The sequence below is a fragment of the Pelosinus fermentans JBW45 genome (assembly GCF_000271665.2).
Taxonomy (GTDB): domain Bacteria; phylum Bacillota; class Negativicutes; order DSM-13327; family DSM-13327; genus Pelosinus; species Pelosinus baikalensis.
The window spans coordinates 2,226,468-2,248,085 of sequence record NZ_CP010978.1 but is presented as its reverse complement, the minus strand read 5'-3'; the positions used below and the strand labels follow the sequence as shown (position 1 = coordinate 2,248,085).

Here is a 21,618-nt window from a genome sequence, read left to right as displayed (position 1 = left end):
TGTATAATATGGCCAGGCCGATGTGGAGTGGCACGATCAGCTTTGGATTAGTCAATATACCAATCAAATTATTCAATGCCGTTAAAAAGAAAACACTACAATTTCACCAACTACGTAAAAGTGACGGCTGTCGTATCAAACTCAAGCGTGTTTGCAGTAATGACGGTAATGAAGTGCCAAAAGAAGAGATTGTCAAAGGTTTTGAAGTTTCACCAGAACAATATGTCATCATATCTCCAGAAGAAATAGAGAACGTATATCCAAAAAGTTCTCGTCGGATTGAAATTGCCGACTTCGTAGACTTAGAGCAAATTGATCCTATTTACTTTGAACATTCTTATTATCTTACTCCCGAAAAAGGGATGGAAAAAGCCTACTCCCTCCTCCTGATTGCAATGAAAAAATCACAAAAAACAGCAATCGCCAGCTTTGTCCTGCGTAATAAGCAATATATTGCTGCCATTCGTCCAACTAACAATGTTATCACTTTGTCAACCATGTTCTTTTCCGATGAAATCATTTCTCAAGAAAACTTAGAAGATCTGCCAACTGAAGAGCATCAGCCAAATGAACGAGAACTTAGCATTGCATTGCAGCTAATTGAATCTCTTTCAAGTAGTTTTACCCCTGAAAAATATCATAATGAATATAGAGAGAAGCTATTATCCATGATAGAAAGTAAAGCAGAAGGTCAAGTGATTACCCAGCAACCGATTATCGAACAAGGCGGAAAAGTCGTTGATTTGATGGCAGCACTGGAAGCAAGCTTATCGGCTTTAAAGAAGAAAGCGCCTACTAAAAGCAGGAGGAAAAAAGCACATGCCTAATCAGACTGTCATGGAAATTAACAAACTGAATGTAGCGCTTTCCAACTTAGACAAAGTTTTTTATACTGCCAGTAATTTTACAAAGGCACAAGTAATTGACTACTATATCCGTATTGCACCTGTTTTACTTCCCCACCTTACAGGTCGCCCACTTACTCTTAAGCGTTACCCTAATGGTGCAACAGCAAAGTTTTTTTATCAAAAAGAATGCCCATCCTTCCGCCCCAATTGGTTATCAACCGTACCGGTGTGGAGTGAAAGCAAGAAACGCAGCATCAATTTTTGTCTCGCCCAAGATCTGCCATCACTGATCTGGGCTGTCAATTTAGCTGCCATTGAACTTCATACTTCCTTATCACGCTCTGAAGATATACTCCGACCTACCATGTTAGTCTTTGACCTCGATCCTGGTCACCCAGCAACAATTGTACATTGCGCTGAGGTAGCTCTTACACTACATAGAATTTTATTAGAGAGCAACCTTAAAAGCTTTCCTAAAACATCTGGTTCAAAAGGCATCCAAGTCTATATACCTCTTAATACACGGACGATAACCTATACCCAAACTAAAGAATTTGCCCATACACTCGCAAAAATATTAGAACAACAGAATCCTTCCCTTGTCGTATCTAAAATGAAAAAAGATTTACGCAAAGGAAAAATTTTTATAGACTGGAGCCAAAATGACGATCATAAAACGACGGTTTGTGTCTATTCTCTACGAGCAAAAAAGTACCCTACCGTATCTACTCCAGTGACTTGGGAAGAAGTAGAAGCAGCGTATCTACAACAAGCTCCTGATCTACTCTCTTTCACTACCGATCAAGTATTAGAAAGAGTTCAGACAATGGGGGACTTGTTTGCACCTGTTCTTGAGCTTCAGCAGACACTACCGAACCTCAAGATCAAGAAAATGGTCTGAAATAATATTTCAGACCATTTTCTTACAAATTTTGTTTCAAACAGTCGGTCCAGCGCTAATCACCTCTGATGGTATAGAACTGCCGAATTTCAAAATATTCTTATTAAATAGTTGAGCCAATTCCTTTGCCTTGGAAAGGTAAGCTTCTTTATCCTGCCAAGTATAAATGGGTTTAAGAAGTTCGGTTGGTACTCCTGGACATGCCGTAGGGATATGTACATTAAAAATAGGGTCAAGTTCATACCCAATCTCATCCAATTGTCCCTCAATCGCCGCCGTAACCATAGCCCTAGTATATGATAATTTCATGCGACTGCCTATTCCATAGGGCCCACCTGACCAGCCTGTATTAATAAGAAACACATTTGTATTATGCTTTTCCAACTTTTCTCCTAAAAGATTCGCATATGTCAAGGGGGATAATGGTAAAAAAGGTGCACCAAAGCAGGCTGAAAAAGTAGCTTCCGGCTTTGTAATCCCCAATTCTGTACCAGCTAATTTACTAGTATAACCTGATAAAAAGTGATACATAGCCTGTTCTTTATTCAATTTAGAAATCGGCGGCAAAACACCAAAGGCATCGGCTGTTAGGAATACAACGGTTTTCGGATGACCGCCTAAACCTGGAATACGGGCATTAGGAATAAAATTTACAGGATATGCAACCCGAGTATTTTCCGTAATGGCTTGATCGTCAAAATCCACGATTCTGCTTTTATCATCCATGATAGCGTTTTCCAGCACAGCGCCAAATTTTATAGCATCCCAAATTTGCGGCTCTGTTTCATGGCGCAAACCAATACACTTTGCATAACACCCGCCCTCAATATTAAATATGCCACTATCACTCCATCCATGCTCATCATCACCAATGAGCTGTCGGTTGGGATCTGCTGATAACGTCGTCTTACCTGTACCACTTAAGCCAAAGAACAATGCGGTTTTCCCACCATTCCCCATATTAGCCGAACAATGCATTGACAAAATTCCCTGACGAGGCAGTAAGTAATTCATAACAGAAAAAATCGATTTTTTCATTTCCCCCGCATAATGGGTCCCACCAATTATAATCATTTTTTGTTCAAAATTAATCACTATAAATGCTTCGGAGTTAGTTGCGTCAATATCTGGAACAGCTTTAAATCCAGGCATACAACAAATGAGAAACTCATGGTTAAAATCTGGATTGATTTGATCTTGGCGTACTAATAATTGATGAATAAATAGATTTTGCCAAGCAAACTCATTAATAAATCTTACACTGGTATGATAGTTATCATCAGCCCCGGCAAATCCATCAAACACAAACAGTTCACGATTTGCCATATAAGCTAGCATACGATTATATAATTTTTCAAACTGCTCTACGGTAAATGCACGATTATTTTTCCAGTCTATATCATCATGTACGGATGGTGAATCTACAATAAATTTGTCATTAGGAGATCTCCCTGTATACTTACCTGTTGATACCCGTAAAGCACCCTTCTCAGTTAATATTCCTTCTTTTCGCCTTAAGGAAAATTCAACTAACTCTGTTGGTGTTAAATTCCACTGGACTTGAGCTGCACTTTGCAATATGTTACTGCTTTTCATGATATACTCCCCCTCATATGTAATTATTTTCACATAATAAAAAACTATTTTATCCATAACAATATATGGATAACTTTCTATTGTTATTCTCTGTGATAAAAATAATTCATAAGAAATCAACAATTTAATAAAGAATAGCAGCTATGTTATTTTATTTTGCGTTGTACCAGGACTTCGCCCAAATAACATGACTGCTACTCTTTATACTAAGATCAACTTAACATCAAAGGAAGTTTTACTTCATCTATTCTTTTCTAATATATCGTTTATTACAAGAGACATTTCTTCTTTATCGCATACTATATTATGGCAAATAGAAGCTTTTTCCAAGGCTGCTAATGCTGGAGGTATAGACCAGCCACTTACCTGAGACAATTCATAAAGCATAGAAAATTCATCATTTATATCACTATTCTTCGAATCCCTAATTGCATCTAACACACTCTCATTAAACTTAAACGGACTGGCAGTGGATACAATAACTTGCAGCGTCATATCTCCTGTTTGTTGGCGATATCGCTCTCCTACTTGCCAAGCTACTGCTGTGTGGGGATCAGCAACATACTGATATTTTTTGAAAACCTCTGTAATCTTTTCTAACGTTTTTACATCATCCACCCAATCCGCCCAGAAAATATCTTTAATACTCTCTAAATACCTTTCGTCTACACAATATTGTCCATTACGATTAAGTTCTTCCATCCAATTCTTGATTTGTACGGTGTCAGCATTTGTAATGTGATACAGCAAACGCTCTAAGTTACTAGAAATCAAGATATCCATAGAAGGAGACAGCGTTTTATGAAAAGTACGCAATTTATTATAAATTCCTTGATCAAGGAATTCGGTTAATACATTATTGCTATTGGATGCACAAATTAGTTTTCCAATGGGCAGCCCCATTGTTTTTGCATAATAACCTGCTAATAGATTACCGAAATTACCAGTAGGTACGACAAAATTCACGACTTCCCCTAATTGCAAGTGACCTTTAGCCAACAAATCAGCATACGCACTAAAGTAATATACAATTTGTGGTGCTAATCGCCCCCAATTAATTGAATTAGCTGATGATAGCTGAAAGCCTTTTGCAGCTAAATTCTCATTAAAGGAGGGATCATTAAAAATATTTTTTACACCAGTCTGGGTATCATCAAAGTTTCCTCTGACAGCCACAACAGAAACATTCCCCCCCTGTTGAGTAACCATCTGCAAACGTTGAATAGGACTGACCCCTTCCTCCGGATAAAAAACAATTATTTTAATTTGATCAACATTAGCAAATCCTTCTAAAGCTGCCTTTCCGGTATCACCTGATGTTGCCGTTAATATTACGATTTCAGCTTCTTCCTGAGTTTTACTTAAAGCTTTGGACATTAAATGAGGTAAGATTTGTAATGCCATATCTTTGAAAGCACTCGTTGGCCCATGCCACAATTCAAGTACAAAAGTATTATGATCAATCGCTGCAACAGGCGCAATAGCGGCATCATCAAACTTCTCAGTAGTATAAGCAGCAACAATACAGTTTTTTAGTTCTTCCTCACTATAATCAGTTAAAAATAGGCTTAAAACTTCAAATGCTCGCTCCTTATAGTCGAGATTTACCAGTTTAGCTAGCCATTTGTCATCAATTTTCGGCAAAATAGTAGGCACAAATAATCCACCATCAGCAGCAATTCCTCTTTTTATGGCCTCAGCCGCAGTTAATATATCATTACTTCCACGAGTACTACTATACATAAACAAACTCCCTTTCCTCTAAAGCAAAGCCTTTTTTATTTACTCATATCATCTTTTATACTTTAATAATCCTTTGTTTCTCCACAATTCCACCATCATTGCAAAGAATCATATCCTTTGTAAAGTCAAGTATATTGTTAAGTTCATCCGTCTCTACTTCTTCATCTGCGTATACTACGACCAAAATATTACGCGTTGCCAATGTTACCTTCGTACGAAAAGCATCGGAGCTAAAATTGCCAAATGCTCCTTTGGCGTCGACTAAAAATGGTATTTCATCTCCAGCAATAGAATTGCCATCCAGATTAACTAAATCTCCCTTTGCTCCCAGTTCATACCGTATATCTCCATCAATCTTGTCTAAATCATATAAACCAAATGGCAACAAAAACTTGATCGCACAATATTGATTGATCATCACAGCACTATTTACATAATCAGATCCTTTTCTTTGTATCACACGACGGACTACACCTTCTGAAAAAGCATTATGCCTTAAAGGATTAAATTCCACTTTTTTATATATACTCCTCACACCAAGTATGGGCGGAATATCCATTAATTCCTCTATGTTATAAAATTTAGCAGCCTCCACTTGTAAATGAAAAAACTCTTGGGCCAAAGAAGGAGGTGTGCCATGTACTACAATATTACGAATTACTAAATAGCCTAAAGTACATTTAGGATTAACAGTTTTTACATTGTCATGAATATCAAACTTCATAATACGCCTCCATGCGAAAAATAAACAAATTTTATTACTACTCCATATCACGAGCGATATCACATAATTCGCCCTTTGTTGCAGATACTAAATCATTAGGAGACACCAACATTTGACACCCTCTAACTCCGGCACTAATCGCTATATACGACCATTTTATCATACTATTATCAACATAAACTGGATACTGTTTTTTTCCCCCCAAAGGCGAAACACCACCTCGAATATATCCAGTTAATTTTTGCACATCTTTTAAAGGAGCCATCTCCACTTTTTTATTTTCACTAATCGCTGCCAATGCTTTTAAATTAAGCTCAGCACCACCCGGTATGCAAGCCATGATTACTCCTGTTTTATCACCACTAACGACTAATGTTTTAAAAACCTGCCTTAATGGAACTTCTATTTTTTTTGCAACATTTTCTGCTCCTAGATCACTCTCATCTACTTTGTATTCACGTAATTCATAACTAATCTTTAATCCATCTAAAATACGAGCAGCATTCGTTTTCTTCAAAAGATCTCCCTCATTCACTCAATATAGTAAAGTATATTATATATTTACTATATTTTTTAGGTATTAAAAATTTCACATTTTACACAGTATAGTATTCTCAATTCTACTTGTCAATAACGATAGAAAATGTATTTAAAAGAAAAACAGATCCATGACAAGCCTTGAATTGAAGCATAAGACTTAGCATTTTCACTTACAACTATATTCTTCTAAAAACCTATGCTTATTTACTATTATAAATTATAAATAGTTGGACAAAAATCCTGCTTATTTATTAGTATTCTGCCTTTACTTTTAAATATTTCTTTAAAAATTATCTTAAGCTTCTCCCTTTTCCTATATTTGGGCAGGATATCACTGTCTAATATAGAATTACTATACCTTACAAAATGAGATTTTAAAAACTGTATTCTGTATCGTGAATCACTTAACATAGGCAACTTAAAAAGAAGAGGTGATCTAACTTTGCTTAAAATAGCATTAGCACAAATCGAAATTATTCCTGGCAGACCAGATATCAATACTAGAACGATGCTCAATCAAATTTATCAAGCTCGTCAGCAGCAATCCCAAATGATTATATTCCCTGAAATGTCCATCCCAGGTTATTTCTTGGGCGATACATGGGAGCAGCTTACCTTCTTAAAGGATTGCGAAACCTATGGTCAACAAATTATTGCAGCCTCTAGCGATATTTGTATTATTTTTGGCAATATTGCCGTGGATTGGACGAGAGTAAATGATGATGGTCGAATTCGCAAATATAATGCATGTTTTATCGCGTATCAAGGCATACTTCTAGGTAATGATAATTTCCCCTATCCCTTTCGCATTAAAACACTGCAACCTAATTATCGGGAATTTGATGATTCACGTCATTTTTACAGTTTACGTAAGCTGGCAATTGAATTAGAGTTAAATGTGAGTCAGCTTTTACAACCTGTAACTATCGATATCGACAATAAAAAACTCAATCTTGGATGTTTACTCTGTGAAGATGGTTGGAGTGATGATTATGCCGTAAAGCCAATCACTGCCCTTCAGCAAAATGGTCCTGTTGATTTATTTGTCAATATCTCAAGTTCGCCTTACACCATTGGTAAAAACAACAAACGTAACCGCATTTTCTCCGCTCAAGCGAAAAGCGTAAATGCCCCTTTGGTGTATGTCAATAATATAGGCATACAAAATAACGGAAAAACGATTTATACCTTTGATGGATGCAGTACGGTCTATAATCATAAAGGTGATATTATTGAATATTGCCCCAGTTTTTCTTCTGCCTTAACATGTATTGACTTACACCTTACAGCAGACAATGTAACATGCTCATCCTCTGCCATCCCAAATGATGATCGGAGCATTCGTACTATTTATCAAAGCATTGCGTATGGTACAAAGTCTTTTTTAAATTCAATTGGATTAAAAAAAGTAGTCATTGGTTCCTCTGGGGGTATTGATTCAGCTGTCAGTGCAGCTCTTTACACGAAAATCCTCGGACCAGAAAATGTCTTACTAGTAAATATGCCTAGCATATTTAATTCAAAAACAACACAGGATTTATCTGCAAAATTAGCACAAAATCTAGGTTGCCTCTACACGATCATACCAATACAAAAAGTTGTTGATGACACGATACAGCAACTTAGCAATAGTCCTATTGTTGATCTGAAGGGAGGAGAAAAACAAAGTTTAGTAATAAGCCCTTTTGTCGTCGAAAATATTCAGGCTCGTGACCGCTCTTCTCGTGTGTTGGCAGGTGTTGCTGCTGCTTTTGGAGCTGGCTTTACCTGCAATGCTAATAAAAGTGAAATGACAGTTGGTTACTCCACTCTGTATGGAGATCTGGGGGGGTTTTTTGCTGCTTTATCGGACCTCTGGAAATATCAAATCTATGAATTAGCCCGCTTTTTAAACAATGAAGTCTACAAGAAGGAAGTAATTCCTCAAGAAATCATCAATCTTGTTCCCAGTGCCGAGCTTTCTTTTGATCAATCTGTTGATGAAGGTAAAGGAGATCCCATTATTTATCCTTATCATGATTATCTATTCAGAGCTTTTATGGAACATTGGAATCGCAGAACTCCTGAAGATATACTCCTTTGGTACGAGCAAGGTGAGCTAGAAAAAAAAATTGGTTGTCAATCAGGTCTCGTAGCTACTTTGTTTCCCACTTCTCAAGAGTTTATTAACGATTTAGAAAAGTGGTGGAAACTCTATACTGGTATGGCTGTTGCCAAAAGAATCCAAGCACCTCCCGTCTTGGCCGTAAGTCGAAGAGCTTATGGTTTCGATCATCGCGAAGCTCAAAATGGAGTCTATTTTACTATGAACTATCAGCAAATAAAAGAAAGATTATTGCACAAATAAAGGAGTGCTAGGTCAGCTCCAGTGTGAATCATATCCGAGCCTCAAGGTCATTGACATGTAAAAAGGCTAGAGATTCTAATAGGTTGCAACTATTAGAATCTCTAGCCTTTTTTATTGTTTACCTTATATTTTATTTACGCATAAAATATAAGGTAAACATCACTATACTGATAATAAAGAGAGCGATAGGCAACGCAACAATTAATAATCCTGCAATAATGATACCAAAGATTATTTTAGTAAGCATACCCGTCTGCCTCATATTGAAATTTACATGTTTTACATAAATTCGCTGGTTCTCACGATAATCATTATATCCTGCAGATTGCTTTTCTTGATCTTGCTCAATAGTAAGACCCGCAAAATCCTGTTTTTCCTCTGGAGTCAGTATTTGAACTTTACTTTCTAACTCGCTGCATTTAGAACATAGCTGCTCATCTGGCTGTATTGCAACGCCACAAACGCTACATTTCATGATTACCTCCTAGCATAGCAAAGATTCCACCTCTGCTATTGGTATTGAATTCGCTACCTATATTATTCTGCAAATAAACAAATTACAAATCCATCCTCACTTAAATAGCGTGGATCAAAATTTTCCAACTGTAATACCTCAAATAATTGCGTCCTTGTTTTATAGATACTGGCTAGTGAAATGCCCTTCTTTTCTACAACTTGGTCCAGAGCAATGTTAATAACGCCATTAATTTGGGCGTAAGCTAAAAGTAACCCAATTGCCCAATTTTCAGGTTTACGCACATTAACAACGCTCAATTGACAAAAATCATACCACATTTTTTCAAGCAACCGTTCATCAAAGCGAGAAAGTCCATATTCGACTACTAAATTATGCAATAAACTCGTTACCGACTCCTTTGCCATGCGCTTTTCCTTAATGATCGGATAACTACGTTCTAATTGACTCAAGGGTGTCACGTTGACTTTAGCAAGGGTAACTAGAATATTGATTGTATGTCGAACAACAAGCGCATGTCGCTTAAAAAAATCTGCTAAAGTAGCTTTTGGCTCTTGTATCATAAATATTTCTTTTTGACGCATTACTTCATCTTTAATGCGTTTTCTAAGATTTATACTGACTTCCAAGCTTGTTACATAATTAATCATTACTAAACCTTGAGAAAAAATATGTCCAAAAAACAATAAATTTTTCAATATTTTATAATTAAAATCAGGTGTTGGTAATTGGAATGTCTCGTTGGTAAACAAATTAATACATTCCACCAAATCCTGACTTATAATTCTGTTTATATAAAAAACTGTAAAGCTAGATCCTAATAAGCTTTGTAAAATTTTATATTCATCTGGAGTAAGACGTTCACCGCAGGTGGTATTAAAATATTCTAAGGGCTTCAAATCATTTTCTAATAAATGATAATCAAATAAAAAATAATCCCAAAATCCTAACCAAAAATCCTCTTCAACTTCTTCTGCTGCATTATCAAAAGGGCCTGTGTATAAATATAAAGCACGTTCAAAATCTTCCGTAAACTCTTGTTGTTGAAAATATTTCCCCAGTTTAAGCATTAGGCTCTCGACGGCTTCACCAATAACGATACCAAAAAGGACTTTATCATCAAAATGCTCATTAACATCTTCCATATTCTTTAATCCTTCTATAATAGATTGAGACTTAAGAATATTTATTTTTTTGCCCCCGCTGATTTCGTGTGCTGCTTCTTTGATTTCATCTAGATTTATGATCATTTTTTTTGTATATAAATACGTATAAAATTCAATAAGAATACTAAAAAAATGACGAACTGATTTTAATGTTATTTTGAAACCACTTATATTTTCACTTAACCATTTAACAATAAAACTATATTCTTCCAAACTGATTTCATCTAAGTTCTCATTGTTAAAATGAGTTAAATAAAGAATGAAAAATTGTATTTGATGCCATGTATCTTTAAGCTTATCATCGCTAATTCCTTGCCAAGCCTTTTGGCGTAAGAATCCTTCTACCCATTCTTGCTGAATAATAGGTTCCCACACAATGGCTTCATCATAAAAAATTTGTACCTGATCATACACGTTTTTTTTCATTAAGTATAAAATTCTCCTTTAAAGCATAGCTTCCACAAACAGTTATTGCAGCATTACAGGTTATTATAACATTTTTCCTGATGCTCAACCAGTAAAAAGCATGATGATATTTCTTCAATTATTAGAATTACATTTTTATCGTCTATAAATATATCTAAGAATACGGGAATATGTTATAATATTCTTCGTGAATTGGCGATTTTGAGTAAATTGAGGTGTTATCATGTTAAAAAAATCAATCCTATTCTTTTTAATTATATTTCTACTGAATGTATCATTATGCTTAGCATCTCCTGATGATAATGCAATGATTGCTGTTGCTCTATATGTTGACACCTCAGGCTACTATGTCCCCGGAACTGATTTTCTCACCAAAGCACTGAATGAAATGATTCGTTTTAAAATTAATGCTTTATTTCTGGGTAGTGAAGTACAATCAGGAAATGCTGTATTACGTGATCTTACCCGTTCTGGCATTACCAATACGGCATCAGCTACCCCTGATTTATTATCTACATACGCAAGTGCAGCTCATGTTAATTATGTTATACTTTTTACCATTCATCCTCTAGATGTTTCTTTGGATCTTAAGGCCTTTTCATCAGCAACTAACTCATGTATTGTTGATAAATCCTTAACTAAACCTGATGGCACAGAAGCTTTATCAGTCCTTGATACCTTTTCATCTATGATCGGCGAGCAAATTACTCAAATCTTTCAAACGATCCATTCTTAAGAAAAGAAATCCTATTCACTAATGTAAAGTGAATAGGATTTCTTTTCTTATTATTCTTTAATAATTTCAGAAAAATAAATTACTGTTACTGTATCTTCAATATGTATTGTTTTTTCATAGATAATTTCAAAAAAGTTGATTAGTTCTTCTACCGTTTTTATATCAGGATTTTGCTGGCTTAGATCCTGTGTAGTAAGTTCCGAAAATTTCTTGGTGATTGCTTTATCAATAATTGCTGTATATATTCTTCTTTTGGCACTATTCTTTTTTCCTACAGTAAGCCAAACTACAGAATTTTCCGGATAAGTGTCTCTAATATCCCCTAGTCGAATCGTAACGTTTTTTTGGCGATTCATCAATAATCTTTCATTATGAGGCGATAAAAAATTTAGTGCGAACATATCTCTTCTCCTTTAGCAATTCAATATTCATAAGTGCTTGTATCATATTTCTTAAATATATATTTATTTCTTATCGGTTTGATTTTTTATAATAATATCAAAGGGACTTTTACTTTCCGTGTAACCACACTCATCACATTTCCAATCATCAGTAAAACTTTCATTAAGACTAATCTTATGCATTTTACCCAGATGGCATTTTGTACAGGTCTTAAGAGTTTCTTGTTTAGGCATAATCTCTCGCCTCCTACTAATTTAGTTAAGGTTTCGGCAAAAGATGTTATTTTCCTGCATTTTTAACATAACGAACAAGCTAAAAGAAATCCATGCCTATTTTTCTTTGTAAAATTTTTAATAACCAATTCACTCTTAGAGCCTTGATTTTCTAAATAAGGCTCTAAGAGTGAATTTTTTTAATTTTTACTTTTCAATGTATTAGCTATCCTCTGCTGATAGACTTTTGCCTAATTTACCGATGGCTTTCTTCTCAATACACGAGACTCAAATGATAAAGATATATCCAAATGGATCACAAAGAAGACGGCACCTCCAAGGTGTCGCCCTATTACTTATTTTTCAGGTTGTCTAGGCTTTGCCGAAGATGTTGTATTTACTTTGGAACTTGGCCATGAGGCCTTTGTTTTCCCTTTTTCTCCTTGTTTAGAAGAGACATCCTGTGTTTTATGGGGTGGTTTCGTTGTCTTCTTCATCTAATCATCTCCTTTGTATTATCCTATGAGAATAGCAGTTCAATTGCGCCCATTTTATAACTCCCTTTATACTTTGCGGTGCATTAGCAGTTCATCTTGCACTGTTTATTCATGAAAGAAAAAGCTCTTAGAACTTATATCGACCCATTTCTTCTTTGAAAAATTAATTAATATCGCAATTGCTTCTAGTGATCGCCGTTTCTTCTAAAATTATATCTATAATTAAATCTACCATGTCTTTTGGCAATTGATCTGGAGAATACACCCTATCATTTTCATCTTTAATACCATGCCACCGGACTATATACTTTCCTTTTTTCTCTTCATTCATTTCCCACACCTCCCACACAATCTATGCTTTACGGCTTTTCCAACATTACTATAGCTACTTGAGAAATTCAAAAGAGACCCTATCAACAACGTAAACCAACAAAATAAAGCAGCTACTGAAATATTCTCCTTCAGTAGCTGCTTTAATTAAAACCACTCTTCCCTTACGATAAAGATTCATAAAAGAAAAAAAATCGTGTACATATAAATAGGATTAGTAAGTCATATCCCAAATTTAAATTATAGGAGTGTTATGATGAACGCAATTTATGCCAGAGTCTCAACACTTGAGCAAGTAGAAGGCTATTCACTAACAGATCAAGTATCTTCTTGCCGCAGCCGTTTACTATCGATGAATGCACTTCAGATAGAAGAGTATATTGATGATGGGTATAGCGGCGAATATTTAGAGCGTCCCGCTCTAGATCGCTTACGAGAAGATATACGAAATAAACGCATTGAATATATTGTAATCTACGATCCTGATCGATTAAGCCGTAATCTTACCAATCAATTACTCTTAGCCGATGAGATGGAAAAGGCCGATACCAAGTTGATTTTTATTACTCATGATTATGATGCCTCTCCTGAAGGACGTCTCTTCTTTTCTATTCGCGGTGCCATATCTGCATTTGAAAAAGCAAAGATTCGCGAACGTACTATGAGAGGAAAAAGAACAAAAGCTCTTTCTGGTAAGCTTGTATTTAATGACAAAGCTTTTGGCTATGATTATGATAAAGAAAATAGTATGTATATCATTAATGAAGCAGAAGCAAATATCATCAAATTAATGTATAATCTCTGTGGTAACAAACAATACAGTCTGCGAGATATTATGCTGGAATTTAAAAGTATGGGAATCGTAAATCGGAAGTATAAGCCTTTTACCCTTTCAAATATCCATCGAATTCTCATAAATGAAATGTACGCAGGGACAAAATGGTCTTTTAAGCATTATGGAAAGAAAATGAGTCAATACAAAACAAAAATAATCCCTCGTCCCAAAGAAGAGTGGATCCCCATACAAGTTCCTGCAATTGTAACAAAGGAGCTATGGGAGGCAGCTCAGAAAGTACTTACTAAGAATAAATTCCTTGCTACACGTAATACCAAACGCGACTATTTACTGCGTGGTATTATAAAGTGCGGGTGCTGCAACCGCTCTATGACAGGCGTTTGTCGTGTGCAAAAAGGGATTGAGTATAAATATTATGTGTGCAATAAAAATATGGAGAATTGGTATCTAAAAACAGATAAGTGCACTACAATGCATATTCCAGCTTCTTTAATTGAAGAAGCTGTTTGGAAAGCTTTATGCTCTTTTATAAAAGATGATCACGATATTGCATTATATATACCTAATGTAAAAAAAATAGACACCACTACCAAACAAATAGAACGTATGACTTCCTATTATGACGAGTTATCCCAAAAACGCTCTGCTATTATGCGCTGGTTTCGAGACAATGTTATCGATAGCACCATTGCAGAAAAAGAGTTACAAGAGGTACAAAAAGAGATAGTCGCAACAGCAACCGCTCTAGCGACTATCTCGGGTAAAAAAACAAATTTTTTCGTAGAAACATCAAATATAACCTCTGACCAGATCATGGCTAATACTACATTCCAAACGAAACGTGATATTTTATTAAAACTTCACTATACTGTTTATGTAACAAAAACTAAGAATCATCTTGATTGGTACCTAGGTCATTAATTTTTTTTGTCATTAGTATCCTATGTTTCTCAATTCGCGAGACATAGGATCGAGAAATTCCCAGCATCCTTGCGATGTCTCTCTGAGTTTTTCGATTACCATTAGGCATACCGAACCGCATTTCCAATACCCATTTTTCTCTGCTGCTCAAGCGATTAATTTGTTTATTCAATCGTTCATGTTCACATTGCGTTTCTACCGCCTCAGCTACTACATCAGGTGCTGTTCCTAAAACATCAATTAATGTAATTTCATTTCCTTTATCATATTATCTGTTTATAAAAATATTCTTATTTATCAAGAATTAGCTCTAAAATATCATGAGCAATCCGTCTCAGATTTTCTTCATGCCGTTTATTTTCGTGGCGCTGACGTTCATGCCATTCTCGATCATTTTCATTTGGGCGCCTTTTCATTTCACGTTCATGCCGTTCATTTTCAATACGTTCTCGTTCACGACGATCTTGATCTTGGTCATGTCGATCATGCCGATCTCCTCCTTGTTGCTGCGGAGCTAGTTCATTATGTAATGGTGAAGCTTCTAATAGTGATGCGCTAGAGCCAATCTGAATTATGCCTATCATTGAGAAAATAACCATTTTTTTAACTACATTATTCATAAGAAATCACTCCTATTTATTAGTATAATCTATAAACGACCTAATTTTTTCTCAAGCATTTACTCTATCAGCTGCCTTCGCAACTTTAATCTCATTAAAATATGAGATAGATGTATGCATGTGTCATAGACTCATGCTCTAAGCTTGATGAAGTGCGATAACTGACTCATACCTATTATAAGTCTGTGTCTGAAATTAAGGGCTAAATTTAGTCATTTATATAATTTTATTATACAATACAAATGTAACAATATTGTTACAGATTATCTACATTTGTATTACTTCTAGAGTCAGGACCACCAACGTTTGAACATTGATTACAACGTGCCCCTGTACATCAGGAGTAGGGTTTTAAAAATCCATTTTTAATACTAGTTTATGATGTAGACTTAGACTCATCATTTATAATGAGTATCCTTTTTGTAAAAAACAAAGAGCCTATCGCGTTTTTCTACCGCAATAGGCACTTTGTTTTTCATGCTATTTACATCACTCGCTAAGCAAGCTATGATCAGGCATTAGTGAAACCGCAAAAGCCACCATTATTTACCTGTAATCTTTTTCATTACATCATCAGTTATATCCTGCCCACCATAAACAACACTGCCTTTATCCACTATAGTTGCTAAACCTTTAGCTTTAGCAATTGCTGCAATGGCGGCATCTACTTTATTTTGCAGGGCTCCCAACAGCTCTTTCTCTTTAATTGCAAGACCTTGCTGAAGCTGTTGATAATACGCTTGTTTCTCTTGGTCGTTCATATTGACTGATTTGGAATCTAAATCGCTTTTTGCTTGCACAACTGCAGCATTCATTGTTTCTTGGGCTTTAGCTGCATCAGGATGCTGTTGGACTAGCAGTTGATAATTCACTACTCCAACTTGAGAAACATTGCTCTTTGAGGCGGCATACGTTGTACTCGGTTGAGCAATTGTTACTATGCTCAAGAGTAAGAAAGCTCCTAGGAAGATATTTTTCAATTGTTTGTTGATGATTTTCATCGCTGGTCCTCTTTTCCGTCATTAGAATGACTTTTTTTAAATAATTTATGATGATTTGTCAATAAGTAACTGAATGATTAATCATCTGACTTACATAGATCAGTGCATATCCCATATGTATGTTTTTGTCAAAGCGTCTCTCGCCAACTTCAGTAATTTGGTTAATAGCCTTAGCAATATTGAGCGCCGAAATGAAGTGTCATTCACCTTACAGAATATTTTCTGTTCTCATGTTATACCAACTATAACACTAATTAGTTTTACAAGAATTTTATTCAATTACTCCTCTCATTTTATTCTTAAATAATTATACAATATTTTTGTTACAATTTGGTGACAATAAGTGAAAATATTAAATTATTTTCTGAATACAATCGACTAAATTCAGGGTAACGATTTTAAACTCATCAATCAAAAAGCTCCTATCTTCATAAAATTTGATAGGAGCCTTTTCCTATTGCAAGGGATACGATTATGTAGGTTATATACCTTTATCTAGGCGACTTTCGTATCACTGTTAGCATCAATGATTCACTAATGTTTTCTCTACCTCTTTATAAAAAGTTTCACTCTTAACATATGACTCTAACAACATACATGATTCTTTCGATACAGTAAATTTCCCACTTACCAAAGAATCTACACTTTGAGCTAAGGTGACATCACCTTGTTGCATTAGCTCTTTATAAATTCGCTCCAATCCTTTTGTATTCCCACTTTGTAACTCATTAATACTGTTAATGATAAATTTTTCACATTGTGGAAAAAATAAATATGTATTTAGATACGCCATGAGATGATCTTCTTTTTTACTCTGCCATCCACTAAATATTGACGTTAAGGTATTTGCAATGCTAACTACATGTTCCATGTCTTCTTCTCCCCCTAATATTCTTTACTTTATGTAAAAGTCATCTTTATGACTTCATTGTTTAGGTTTTTATTCTATTTTATAGAACTTCTGCAAATATGTTTTTTTCCCTTTAATAAATAAAAAATTCAGTAAAATCAATTTATTTGCTTCTAAACTTTATCATTTTATTTGTCATTAGTTTATGATATGTATTAAGCAAAACGTCTAGCTCCCTACTGACAGCAATGATCTTAGGATCTGTAAGTTTTTCATTTTTATTTTGAGCCAATTTATTTAATTTTTCTCTTAATTCTTCAACCTTGTTTAAAATTTCTTCTATTTCAGGCATATAAACACCATCCTTTATAATAGTGTTGACGATAAAGAATTTTTTTATTCGGAAGATTCATGCTTTGCGATGTTTCTTATTGGTGTTTGCTTGGACGTCCATAGCAATGATTATAGAATATGTCTATGTACTAACTGGACATATGGTGTATTATAAGATTCTTCAGCTAAAGAAGTTATCAAAATAATGTGGATTATCATACCCATCTATGATGCGTAATGTTGCCATTTTTTTTAATTAGCTCTCGCTGGTTACTTTCTATCATACTCAGCATTAATTCGCAGCCGTTCCTCCACTGGCAACGAGTTCCAAATATCCCATGCATGACGATAAAGCTCACGAAGCACCCTTTCCTTTTCTGCTATCGTCATAGAAGGAGGAGCAACAACATGAACGATCGTATTTTCCAGACAATATGTAGCATCATATTTTTCTTCCATAGAATCATCACCTCGATTATATATATGAGGATGATACCTAAGGACGACCCTATAAACGGTCATTATCATCACATTTTTCAATTTTTGGTTACATAAATGCATTTTTTGAGTAAACAAATTATAAATAGCGAACAAAAAGACACAGCCCGATTCCAATAAATGGCTAAGGCTGTGTCTTTGTCAAACTCCAAAAACTAATTGTAGGATCTTGCAATGATACTCGCTCTGTTTAACCGATAGAACCCCTGATATACTAAACTCATTGCGACAAAATAACTAATTTCACTGGTAAGTTTGATGCACCTGGGGGACTGAAAGTAAATGATAACGACTCACTGCTATCATAAGTGCCTAAGAACGAGAACTCTTTCCATTTATTATCCTCAAAATGAATCTTTTCCCGCGGTGTTGCTAAAGGACTCCAATTTACCTCTGGATGGTGTATCCCTATAGCACCAGCATAATACCCACCCAGCGGTACAAGATAATAGGAAATTCTCCGAGTATTTTTCCCAGGGGGTTTAATTTCATAAACTACACCGTAATTTCCATAATTGACGACCTTTGTTCCATCTATAGCGTCAATCCCTTGCAAATAAGGATCGATCACATTATCAGCCAGCGTTATCCCCACAGCTCTATAGAGAACTGGATTATAAGGATCCACTGAGTAAAGCTTTCGATTTGCTCCTTCAAATGTACCACGCAAATGCCACTGGTCTGCAGGCAGTACTTGAGCTATTTTAGAAAATGTAACACTCTCTTCAAATAAAGGCAGCATCATGACTTTAACATTGATTTGGCGGTCAACAGTGAAGTCATAGATACCGTTAATCAACATATTAGGCAAAACTGCTGTAGCGCTTATTTCTGCTGCTAAGGGTATTACACCGCCTGGCGGAATATCGATTTGATATTCCGCTGCTCCTCCAGTAAAATATGACATCTGTGTTTCTTTTCCTACTGCAAGCCAGGCATAGCCTGGACCACCCAAACTAAATTTACTTACATTAACATGAGCAACTTCTTTACCATTGTTCTCTAAAACTACTTCCATTTTCTTAGCCGTCTTTGATGCGTTTACATGATAAAAAAAGAGACGAACACTTCCTTCTACTTTATCCTGATACAAAATTCCATCACTTTCTACCATTTCAGGACTATCAGAAAGTAGAAGCGTACCACCAAGGGAGCTCTTCTTCATTTCCCACTCTGGAAGCCTTTCTATATTATCCATCCTAATTTCTCCATAAGCCACAGGCATGGATTCATGTCCCATGATTACGATCATCATTGTAATCCAAACTAATTTTATTGTATATTTCATCTTGTGCCTCCAAATCTGTAATGTATAATTCCAATGTATAAAACGGTCTTGCTTATAAATAAATCCCCCCCTAACAACGTATCGTAGGGGAGAATTACACAACTACCCTAATATCAGATTTTCCTAGGTATAAGTATATTTCCATTCTAGATCACTGTCAAATGTCATATGTTTATAAGATCGACTAACAGCCATATGGCAACAAAGAAGGTGCTAACTTGAGCAATCAGCATACTAAAGACCTAGAGCCTTCTTGCTTCTATCTTCGCAAGTCGAGAGAAGATCAAGAGGCAGAAGCAAGAGGCGATGGTGAAACACTTGCCAAGCACAAAAAAGCATTATTTAAAATAGCTAAAGAACACGGTATAACCATCACCAAAATATTTGAAGAAGTTGTCTCTGGAGAAAGTATCATTCATAGACCTGAGATGTTAAATCTACTAAAGGAAATTGAATTAGGAAAATGGAAATCTGTTTTTTGCATGGACATTGATCGTCTTGGTCGTGGCAAAATGCAGGATCAAGGCCTAATTATAGAAACCTTTAAACAAGCACAGACTAAGATTGTAACACCACGCAAAATATATGATTTAAACAATGAATGGGATGAAGAATACACAGAGTTTGAATCCTTTATGGCCCGCAAAGAGTTGAAGATTATTACCAGGCGTTTACAAGGCGGTCGAATTCGCTCACTCGAAGAAGGCAATTATCTTGGAGCAGTTCCGCCATATGGATACCTTATTGAGAAAAAAGATCGTAAGAGATACTTGATTAAACATCCAGAACAATGTGAACCTACATCCTTAATATGGAAAGCATATCAACTTGACATGGGAGCAAACAAGATCGCTAATGAACTAAATCAAAGGGGATATCTGTCTTATTCAGGTAAAAAATGGTCTGCTTCATCAGTTCTAGCCATTTTAAAAAATCCAGCCTACGCAGGTGTAAACGCCTGGAAAAAAGTAGCATCCAAGAAATCTACAACGCGCACTGGCAGAGAAACTAGGCATCGCCCCAGGGAAGAACAAATCTGGATATATGATTGTCATGAACCATATATTACCCTTGAAGAATTCGAGCAGGTACAAGATATGTTGTCCAAAAAATATCATCCACCCTATCAATTGCTGAATGGAGTTACGAATCCGCTGGCTGGATTAATTAAATGTGATATATGTGGCGGTTCTATGATTTATCGACCTTATCAGCATCAGCAGTTTCCACATTTAATGTGTTACAACAGGAATTGTATTAATAAAAGCTGCCGCTTTGAATATGTTGAGAAAAAACTGCTCGAAGGTTTACAGCTATGGCTTAATGACTATCGCACTCAATGGGATATTTTTATACCAAAAGAGCAGCGTAATACTGTTAATAGTAAAGAAAAAGTCCATCAAAATCTCAAAAAAGAACTGAAAGAATTAGAGCAGCAAAAAGATAACTTACATGACCTCTTAGAAAAAGGAATTTATAATGCTGCTACATACCTGGAAAGATTAACTAAGCTCTCGGAAAGAATTACCACTGTACAAAAAAACTTAGACAAAGCAGCATTTGCATTGTCTAAGGAAATCCAACAGGAAGAAAGTAGAAAAAATATTATTCCTAAAATCGAAAAAGTTTTAAAAACCTATGAGAAATCCAATGACCCTACAGAAAAGAATAAATTCTTAAAATCAATTTTAGAACATGCCACATACAGAAAAGAAAAATGGCAAAAAGGGGACACATTTACATTGGTCTTACGCCCCCGTTTACCGCGATAATTACCGAACCTTTATATCTCATACCGATAAATATAAAATGTTAATTCATTTCCTTCCTTATCTACGCCGATAGGATCATATAAACTAACTTCAGCACGAGTCCGCCGGGTGCTTCTTAGATGCATTAATATTTCATTTTCAATACACCGCGCTGCATAGGTTGCTAAACGGATTTTTTTAGCAACATCAAACGTATTAATTGCTTTTATTAGACCTATTGTACCGATGGAAATTAAATCATCAGTATCCTCTCCAGTATTGTCAAACTTTTTAACAATATGAGCTACTAATCTTAGATTCCGTTCAATTAACACATTCTTAGCATTTTCGTCACCGTTCTTCAGCCGCTCCAGCTGTATATGCTCTTCCTTTTCTGAAAGAGGCAAGGGAAATGTGTTATTGGTTACATAAGAAACTAGCACAGAAAGACTTTTTACAATAGAAACCGCCAGTGCCATAAAAAAAGACATCAATTTTTCACCCCCGCAAATCACTTGCTTCATTGTATGGTATAATCGTCATTCTTGTGCCTGTTAATTTTTGTATATCTTCAGATCAACTATTAATTTTATTTTCTGTAAGACTTGCACCTTACG

At 35.5% G+C, this 21,618-nt stretch carries 24 protein-coding genes; 6 read left to right on the top strand and 18 right to left on the bottom strand.

Annotated features, from left to right (window positions below):
• Positions 1 to 8 precede the first annotated feature (8 nt).
• Complete coding sequence (locus tag JBW_RS09665) at positions 9 to 827, top strand: Ku protein (protein ID WP_007954261.1); 819 nt, start codon at positions 9 to 11, stop codon at positions 825 to 827.
• The gene (ligD, locus tag JBW_RS09660; protein WP_007954263.1) at positions 820 to 1,749 is read left to right on the top strand and encodes a non-homologous end-joining DNA ligase; all 930 of its coding nucleotides are present in this window, start codon (positions 820 to 822) and stop codon (positions 1,747 to 1,749) included. The genes JBW_RS09665 and ligD overlap by 8 nt, the downstream gene beginning before the upstream one ends.
• Positions 1,750 to 1,785: 36 nt before the next feature.
• Here the strand turns inward: ligD and pckA are convergent, their stop codons facing one another.
• The 4 genes from pckA to ybaK form a co-directional block, all read right to left on the bottom strand.
• Complete coding sequence (gene pckA / locus JBW_RS09655) at positions 1,786 to 3,345, bottom strand: phosphoenolpyruvate carboxykinase (ATP) (protein ID WP_007954265.1); 1,560 nt, start codon at positions 3,343 to 3,345, stop codon at positions 1,786 to 1,788.
• A gap of 240 nt (positions 3,346 to 3,585) precedes the next feature.
• The gene (thrC, locus tag JBW_RS09650; protein WP_007954267.1) at positions 3,586 to 5,088 is read right to left on the bottom strand and encodes a threonine synthase; all 1,503 of its coding nucleotides are present in this window, start codon (positions 5,086 to 5,088) and stop codon (positions 3,586 to 3,588) included.
• Between the two features lie 55 nt (positions 5,089 to 5,143).
• The gene (locus JBW_RS09645; protein ID WP_007954272.1) at positions 5,144 to 5,812 is read right to left on the bottom strand and encodes a B3/4 domain-containing protein; all 669 of its coding nucleotides are present in this window, start codon (positions 5,810 to 5,812) and stop codon (positions 5,144 to 5,146) included.
• 37 nt (positions 5,813 to 5,849) lie between these two features.
• Positions 5,850 to 6,329: a Cys-tRNA(Pro) deacylase gene (gene ybaK, locus JBW_RS09640; protein ID WP_007954274.1), complete on the bottom strand. Its 480-nt coding sequence runs from the start codon at positions 6,327 to 6,329 to the stop codon at positions 5,850 to 5,852.
• A gap of 465 nt (positions 6,330 to 6,794) precedes the next feature.
• On the opposite strand from ybaK, the gene nadE reads away from it, so the two are divergent.
• Positions 6,795 to 8,699 (top strand): NAD(+) synthase, encoded by a 1,905-nt coding sequence (gene nadE, locus JBW_RS09635; RefSeq protein ID WP_007954276.1) that lies wholly within the window; start codon positions 6,795 to 6,797, stop codon positions 8,697 to 8,699.
• Positions 8,700 to 8,829: 130 nt separating this feature from the next.
• On the opposite strand, the gene JBW_RS09630 is transcribed toward nadE, so the two are convergent.
• Both JBW_RS09630 and JBW_RS09625 read right to left on the bottom strand, forming a co-directional pair.
• On the bottom strand, positions 8,830 to 9,174 hold the full coding sequence (locus tag JBW_RS09630; RefSeq protein WP_007954278.1) for a hypothetical protein: 345 nt from the start codon (positions 9,172 to 9,174) through the stop codon (positions 8,830 to 8,832).
• A gap of 62 nt (positions 9,175 to 9,236) precedes the next feature.
• On the bottom strand, positions 9,237 to 10,766 hold the full coding sequence (locus JBW_RS09625; protein ID WP_007954281.1) for a hypothetical protein: 1,530 nt from the start codon (positions 10,764 to 10,766) through the stop codon (positions 9,237 to 9,239).
• Between the two features lie 223 nt (positions 10,767 to 10,989).
• Between JBW_RS09625 and JBW_RS09620 the strand changes: the two genes are divergently transcribed.
• On the top strand, positions 10,990 to 11,502 hold the full coding sequence (locus JBW_RS09620) for a hypothetical protein (RefSeq protein WP_007954283.1): 513 nt from the start codon (positions 10,990 to 10,992) through the stop codon (positions 11,500 to 11,502).
• Positions 11,503 to 11,552: 50 nt separating this feature from the next.
• Here JBW_RS09620 and JBW_RS09615 read toward each other — a convergent pair whose 3' ends face one another.
• The 4 genes from JBW_RS09615 to JBW_RS24955 all read right to left on the bottom strand — a co-directional run bounded on the left by JBW_RS09615 (position 11,553) and on the right by JBW_RS24955 (position 12,944).
• The gene (locus JBW_RS09615; protein WP_007954285.1) at positions 11,553 to 11,903 is read right to left on the bottom strand and encodes an ASCH domain-containing protein; all 351 of its coding nucleotides are present in this window, start codon (positions 11,901 to 11,903) and stop codon (positions 11,553 to 11,555) included.
• Positions 11,904 to 11,966: 63 nt separating this feature from the next.
• Positions 11,967 to 12,137 carry a hypothetical protein gene (locus tag JBW_RS25305; protein WP_007954287.1) on the bottom strand — a complete coding sequence of 57 codons (171 nt, stop codon included), beginning with the start codon at positions 12,135 to 12,137 and terminating at the stop codon, positions 11,967 to 11,969.
• 335 nt (positions 12,138 to 12,472) lie between these two features.
• Positions 12,473 to 12,613 carry a hypothetical protein gene (locus tag JBW_RS25300; RefSeq protein WP_007954289.1) on the bottom strand — a complete coding sequence of 47 codons (141 nt, stop codon included), beginning with the start codon at positions 12,611 to 12,613 and terminating at the stop codon, positions 12,473 to 12,475.
• A gap of 163 nt (positions 12,614 to 12,776) precedes the next feature.
• Positions 12,777 to 12,944 carry a hypothetical protein gene (locus tag JBW_RS24955; RefSeq protein WP_007954290.1) on the bottom strand — a complete coding sequence of 56 codons (168 nt, stop codon included), beginning with the start codon at positions 12,942 to 12,944 and terminating at the stop codon, positions 12,777 to 12,779.
• A 252-nt stretch (positions 12,945 to 13,196) separates the two neighbouring features.
• Here JBW_RS24955 and JBW_RS09610 point away from each other — a divergent pair, with 252 nt between their 5' ends.
• Positions 13,197 to 14,660 carry a recombinase family protein gene (locus tag JBW_RS09610; protein WP_082076220.1) on the top strand — a complete coding sequence of 488 codons (1,464 nt, stop codon included), beginning with the start codon at positions 13,197 to 13,199 and terminating at the stop codon, positions 14,658 to 14,660.
• Here JBW_RS09610 and JBW_RS24010 read toward each other — a convergent pair.
• From JBW_RS24010 to JBW_RS09580, 7 genes are all read right to left on the bottom strand, one after another.
• Positions 14,626 to 14,832 carry a sigma factor-like helix-turn-helix DNA-binding protein gene (locus JBW_RS24010; RefSeq protein WP_200897013.1) on the bottom strand — a complete coding sequence of 69 codons (207 nt, stop codon included), beginning with the start codon at positions 14,830 to 14,832 and terminating at the stop codon, positions 14,626 to 14,628. The two genes, JBW_RS09610 and JBW_RS24010, sit on opposite strands and share 35 nt — an antisense overlap.
• 118 nt (positions 14,833 to 14,950) lie before the next feature.
• Positions 14,951 to 15,280 (bottom strand): hypothetical protein, encoded by a 330-nt coding sequence (locus JBW_RS09605; RefSeq protein ID WP_007954293.1) that lies wholly within the window; start codon positions 15,278 to 15,280, stop codon positions 14,951 to 14,953.
• Positions 15,281 to 15,822: 542 nt separating this feature from the next.
• Positions 15,823 to 16,281, bottom strand: coding sequence for an OmpH family outer membrane protein (locus JBW_RS09600; protein WP_007954294.1), 459 nt, complete (start codon positions 16,279 to 16,281; stop codon positions 15,823 to 15,825).
• A gap of 523 nt (positions 16,282 to 16,804) precedes the next feature.
• A complete protein-coding gene (locus tag JBW_RS09595; RefSeq protein WP_007954295.1) occupies positions 16,805 to 17,152 on the bottom strand; it encodes a hypothetical protein in 348 nt (115 codons plus the stop codon).
• Positions 17,153 to 17,294: 142 nt separating this feature from the next.
• Positions 17,295 to 17,483, bottom strand: coding sequence for an aspartyl-phosphate phosphatase Spo0E family protein (locus JBW_RS09590; RefSeq protein WP_007954296.1), 189 nt, complete (start codon positions 17,481 to 17,483; stop codon positions 17,295 to 17,297).
• A 251-nt stretch (positions 17,484 to 17,734) separates the two neighbouring features.
• A complete protein-coding gene (locus JBW_RS09585) occupies positions 17,735 to 17,923 on the bottom strand; it encodes a hypothetical protein (RefSeq protein ID WP_007954297.1) in 189 nt (62 codons plus the stop codon).
• Between the two features lie 259 nt (positions 17,924 to 18,182).
• The gene (locus JBW_RS09580; RefSeq protein WP_007954298.1) at positions 18,183 to 19,250 is read right to left on the bottom strand and encodes a hypothetical protein; all 1,068 of its coding nucleotides are present in this window, start codon (positions 19,248 to 19,250) and stop codon (positions 18,183 to 18,185) included.
• Positions 19,251 to 19,468: 218 nt separating this feature from the next.
• On the opposite strand from JBW_RS09580, the gene JBW_RS09575 reads away from it, so the two are divergent.
• On the top strand, positions 19,469 to 21,022 hold the full coding sequence (locus JBW_RS09575) for a recombinase family protein (protein WP_007954300.1): 1,554 nt from the start codon (positions 19,469 to 19,471) through the stop codon (positions 21,020 to 21,022).
• Between the two features lie 11 nt (positions 21,023 to 21,033).
• Here JBW_RS09575 and JBW_RS09570 read toward each other — a convergent pair whose 3' ends face one another.
• Positions 21,034 to 21,525 carry a sigma-70 family RNA polymerase sigma factor gene (locus JBW_RS09570; protein WP_268747878.1) on the bottom strand — a complete coding sequence of 164 codons (492 nt, stop codon included), beginning with the start codon at positions 21,523 to 21,525 and terminating at the stop codon, positions 21,034 to 21,036.
• Between the last annotated feature and the right edge of the window lie 93 nt (positions 21,526 to 21,618).

Bases quoted from the DNA above. Each gene is read 5' to 3' on its own strand.
- JBW_RS09665 (WP_007954261.1), top strand. From the start codon at position 9: ATGGCCAGGCCGATGTGGAGTGGCACGATCAGCTTTGGATTAGTCAAT.
- ligD (WP_007954263.1), top strand. From the start codon at position 820: ATGCCTAATCAGACTGTCATGGAAATTAACAAACTGAATGTAGCGCTT.
- pckA (WP_007954265.1), bottom strand. From the start codon at position 3,345: ATGAAAAGCAGTAACATATTGCAAAGTGCAGCTCAAGTCCAGTGGAAT.
- thrC (WP_007954267.1), bottom strand. From the start codon at position 5,088: ATGTATAGTAGTACTCGTGGAAGTAATGATATATTAACTGCGGCTGAG.
- JBW_RS09645 (WP_007954272.1), bottom strand. From the start codon at position 5,812: ATGAAGTTTGATATTCATGACAATGTAAAAACTGTTAATCCTAAATGT.
- JBW_RS09630 (WP_007954278.1), bottom strand. From the start codon at position 9,174: ATGAAATGTAGCGTTTGTGGCGTTGCAATACAGCCAGATGAGCAGCTA.
- JBW_RS09625 (WP_007954281.1), bottom strand. From the start codon at position 10,766: ATGAAAAAAAACGTGTATGATCAGGTACAAATTTTTTATGATGAAGCC.
- JBW_RS09620 (WP_007954283.1), top strand. From the start codon at position 10,990: ATGTTAAAAAAATCAATCCTATTCTTTTTAATTATATTTCTACTGAAT.
- JBW_RS09615 (WP_007954285.1), bottom strand. From the start codon at position 11,903: ATGTTCGCACTAAATTTTTTATCGCCTCATAATGAAAGATTATTGATG.
- JBW_RS25305 (WP_007954287.1), bottom strand. From the start codon at position 12,137: ATGCCTAAACAAGAAACTCTTAAGACCTGTACAAAATGCCATCTGGGT.
- JBW_RS25300 (WP_007954289.1), bottom strand. From the start codon at position 12,613: ATGAAGAAGACAACGAAACCACCCCATAAAACACAGGATGTCTCTTCT.
- JBW_RS24955 (WP_007954290.1), bottom strand. From the start codon at position 12,944: ATGAATGAAGAGAAAAAAGGAAAGTATATAGTCCGGTGGCATGGTATT.
- JBW_RS09610 (WP_082076220.1), top strand. From the start codon at position 13,197: ATGATGAACGCAATTTATGCCAGAGTCTCAACACTTGAGCAAGTAGAA.
- JBW_RS09605 (WP_007954293.1), bottom strand. From the start codon at position 15,280: ATGAATAATGTAGTTAAAAAAATGGTTATTTTCTCAATGATAGGCATA.
- JBW_RS09600 (WP_007954294.1), bottom strand. From the start codon at position 16,281: ATGAAAATCATCAACAAACAATTGAAAAATATCTTCCTAGGAGCTTTC.
- JBW_RS09595 (WP_007954295.1), bottom strand. From the start codon at position 17,152: ATGGAACATGTAGTTAGCATTGCAAATACCTTAACGTCAATATTTAGT.
- JBW_RS09590 (WP_007954296.1), bottom strand. From the start codon at position 17,483: ATGCCTGAAATAGAAGAAATTTTAAACAAGGTTGAAGAATTAAGAGAA.
- JBW_RS09585 (WP_007954297.1), bottom strand. From the start codon at position 17,923: ATGGAAGAAAAATATGATGCTACATATTGTCTGGAAAATACGATCGTT.
- JBW_RS09580 (WP_007954298.1), bottom strand. From the start codon at position 19,250: ATGAAATATACAATAAAATTAGTTTGGATTACAATGATGATCGTAATC.
- JBW_RS09570 (WP_268747878.1), bottom strand. From the start codon at position 21,525: ATGAAGCAAGTGATTTGCGGGGGTGAAAAATTGATGTCTTTTTTTATG.